This window comes from Georgenia sp. (assembly GCF_054605595.1).
The window spans coordinates 1-3,535 of sequence record NZ_JBTSDU010000198.1; the positions used below are offsets into that span (position 1 = coordinate 1).

2 protein-coding genes are annotated in these 3,535 nt (G+C 71.2%); both read right to left on the minus strand.

The window, feature by feature from the left end:
* Positions 1-981: NUDIX hydrolase (locus ACYC1Z_RS14715; RefSeq protein ID WP_461410263.1), on the minus strand; the 981-nt coding region annotated here is incomplete at its 3' end.
* The gene (locus tag ACYC1Z_RS14720; RefSeq protein ID WP_461410264.1) at positions 978-3,365 is read right to left on the minus strand and encodes an RNA degradosome polyphosphate kinase; all 2,388 of its coding nucleotides are present in this window, start codon (positions 3,363-3,365) and stop codon (positions 978-980) included. The genes ACYC1Z_RS14720 and ACYC1Z_RS14715, both read right to left, overlap by 4 nt.
* Positions 3,366-3,535: the final 170 nt, after the last annotated feature.

The window sequence follows — 3,535 nt, forward strand, 5'->3', positions numbered from 1 at the left end:
AGCGCGGTGCTTCTCCAGCGCGACCACGACGGCGCGGCGCCGTGGCCGCTGGGAGAGGTGGATGACGAGGATCTCCGCCGTCTTGAGCCACGGGTCGGACTCGGGGACCTCCCGCATGATGCGGTGCGGGGTGTGGTCGGCGATCTCCTCGATCACCGTGGGGAGCACCGGCCGGTGGGTGCACAGGACCAAGGGGGCGTCGCGCAGGGTCAGCTCCCGCCGGACCAGGTCCCGCACGGGCTTCTTCCGTTTCAGGTGTGCCGCCTCGGTCAGCTCCCCACGCAGCTCCGCGCCGAGGCCCGTGGCCTCGAGGTAGGGGCGGACGGTGGCCGCGCATCGCTCCCAGGGTGAGGTGATGACGCCCTCGACGCCGTAGGCGGCGAGGATCGGGACGAGGTTCGCCGCCTGCTCGTCCCCGGCGGGGGTGAGGGGCCTGGTGGGCTCGTCGCCCTTCCAGGCGGATCGTTTCCGCGCGCGCGCGTGGCGCACGACCACCATCGTCCACGTCCGCAGCCGCTCGTCCTCCCACTGGTCGACGAGCACGTCGAGCGGGGCACGGTCGTGCGGGTAGGTGAGCAGCTTGCGCGCCTTCCCGACCTCGAGCCAGCGGGTGTCGTCGGTCTCCTCCGGCGCCCCCACCACCGGGCGCCGCGCGAGCCGGGCCGGGGCATCCTCGGCCATCACCTGGGCGGCCCAGTAGCGGACGACCTTCGACCGACCGTCCCGGTCCGGGTACCGCACGGTCGGGAGCGGCTGCCCGAGGACGACGGCGAGCCCGGTCTCCTCCTCGACCTCCCGGACAGCGCACCCGGGCAGGGCCTCGCCCGGGTCGATCTTGCCCTTGGGCCAGCTCCAGTCGTCGTAGCGGGGCCGGTGGACGAGCAGGACCTCCACCTTGCGCGCATTGACCCGCCACACGAGCGCCCCCGCGGCCGTGACGCTGCCACGGGGGCGGACGCTCTGGGATGAGTCCTCGCTCACCTGCTGGCGACCACCCGTCGGCGGGCGCGGGCCATGAGGAGCTCCTGCAGGTCGTCGAGCGGCTTGCCCTGCTCGTCCAGGTGGTGCCGGCGCCACCCGTCGGGCCCGAGGTGCCAGGACGAGGTGGTGTCGGCGACGGAGACGTCGAGCAGCGTGACGAGGAAGTCGATCTGGGTCGGGACCGCGATGCGGATGAGGGCCTCGACCCGGCGGTCGAGGTTGCGGTGCATGAGGTCGGCGGAGCCGATCCACGCCTCCGGTTCCCCGCCATTGGCGAAGGCGAAGATCCGGGCGTGCTCGAGGAAGCGACCGAGGATGGACCGGACCCGGATGTTCTCGCTCAGCCCCGGCACCCCGGCGCGCAGCGCACAGATGCCGCGCACCACGATGTCCACCGGCACGCCGGCCTGACTGGCGCGGTACAGGGCGTCGATGGTCGCCTCGTCCACGATGGAGTTCACCTTGAACTTCACCCAGGCGACCTGACCCGCACGGTGGTTCTCCACCTCGCGCTCGATACGCTCGACGAGGCCGGAACGGACGGAGCGCGGGGCGACGAGCAGCCGGTGGAACCGCGTCCGGGGGGCGTAGCCGGAGAGCTGGTTGAACAACCGCGTGAGGTCCTGGCCGACGTCGCGGTCACAGGTGAGCAGGCCGAGGTCCTCGTAGCCGCGGGCGGTCTTCGGGTTGTAGTTGCCGGTGCCGACGTGGCAGTAGCGAAGCAGCCCGTCGGCCTCCTGACGGACCACCAGCGAGAGCTTGGCATGCGTCTTGAGGCCGACGATCCCGTAGACGACGTGCACGCCGGCCTGCTCGAGCTTGCGGGCCCAGCTGATGTTGGCCTGCTCGTCGAAGCGGGCCTTGATCTCCACGATCGCGAGGACCTGTTTGCCCGCCTCGGCGGCGTCGATCAGGGCGTCGATGATCGGGGAGTCCCCGGAGGTGCGGTACAGCGTCTGCTTGATCGCGAGCACGCGAGGGTCGGCGGCGGCCTGGGCGAGGAACTGCTGGACCGACGTCGAGAAGGAGTCGTACGGGTGGTGCACCAGGATGTCGCGCTGGCGGATGGCCGTGAAGAAGTCGGTGGGGCTCGCGGACTCGACCTCGGCGAGGCCCTGCGGCGTGACGGGCACGAACCCGGGGAACTTCAGCTCCGGTCGGTCCAGGTCGTGGATCACGTTCAGTCCGGTGAGGTCCAGCGGTGCGGGGAGGGTGAAGACCTCCTCGTCACGGACGTCGAGCTCCCGCTGGAGGAGGTCGAGGACGCGTGGACTGATGCCCTCGGCGACCTCGAGGCGCACGGCCGGGCCGAAACGGCGCCGCATGAGCTCCTTCTCGAGGGCCTTGAGGAGGTTCTCGGCGTCGTCCTCCTCGACCTCGACGTCCTCGTTGCGGGTCACGCGGAACGTGTGGTGCTCGACGATCTCCATACCCGGGAACAGGGCGTCGAGGTGGTGGGCGATGACCTCCTCGAGCGGGACGAAGTAGGTGCGGCCGCTGGCGTCGCCGCGCAGCTCCTCGGGGCGGTAGAGCTTGCCCTCGGAGTCCACGGCGATGAACCTGGGCAGCAGCGGCGGCACCTTGACGCGGGCGAAGTGCTCCTTGCCGCTCGTGGGGTTGCGCACGAGGACGGCGTGGTTGAGGGACAACCCGGAGATGTACGGGAACGGGTGCGCCGGGTCCACGGCGAGCGGGGTCAGGACCGGGAAGATCTGTTTGCGGAAGAACTTGTAGAGCCGGTCCTTCTCGCTGTCGTCGAGCTGGTCGTAGTGCAGGATGTCGATCCCGGCCTCGGCGAGCTTGGGCTGCACGTCCTCGGAGAAGACCCGCGCGTGCCGGATCGCGAGCTCGTTGGCGCGCACGCTGATGGACTCCAGCACGTGGCGCGGGGTGAGGCCGGACGCGGCCGGCACGGCCATGCCCGCGGCGATGCGGCGCTTGAGGCCGGCGACCCGCACCATGTAGTGCTCGTCGAGGTTGGAGGCGAAGATCGCCAGGAACCAGGCCCGTTCGAGGATCGGCAGGCGCTGGTCCTCCGCCTGCTCGAGCACCCGCTCGTTGAACGCGAGCCAGCTCAGCTCGCGGTCGGCGAAACGCCCCTCGGGCAGGTCCACGGCCTCGGGCGGGAGGTTGTCCTCGTGGGCCTCGGCCCGCGCCGCCTCGACCTGCTCGGTGAGTTGCGCGGACGACGTCGACACCCCGCCCAGCGTCCGGGCCAGGGCACGGGCCTGGGCGGCGAGCTCGTCCTCGGCGTCGAGCTCGAGGGCGTCGTCGGTGGCGTCGAGCTCGAGGGCGTCGTCGAGCTCGAGGGGGTCGACGACGCCGTTGCCGGGGTCGACGTCGACGTTGCCGGTGCGGGGCGCCGGGCTCTCAGAGTCGCTCATGGGGTTCATCGTGGCATCTGGACGCGGGGTGCGGGTGCCGTAGCCACCGGTTCCTACCGGTCCGGCGAGGTGTCTCATCGGTACTGGACGTCGATGGCGACGCAGTGGAACCCCTCCCGGCGGTAGGTGCGCAGCGCCGCCTCGTTGTCACCCTCGACGTACAGGGTGGC

What these genes read in the sequence shown, in the direction of transcription:
- ACYC1Z_RS14720 (WP_461410264.1), bottom strand. Translation starts at nt 3,365, where the DNA reads ATGAGCGACTCTGAGAGCCCGGCGCCCCGCACCGGCAACGTCGACGTC.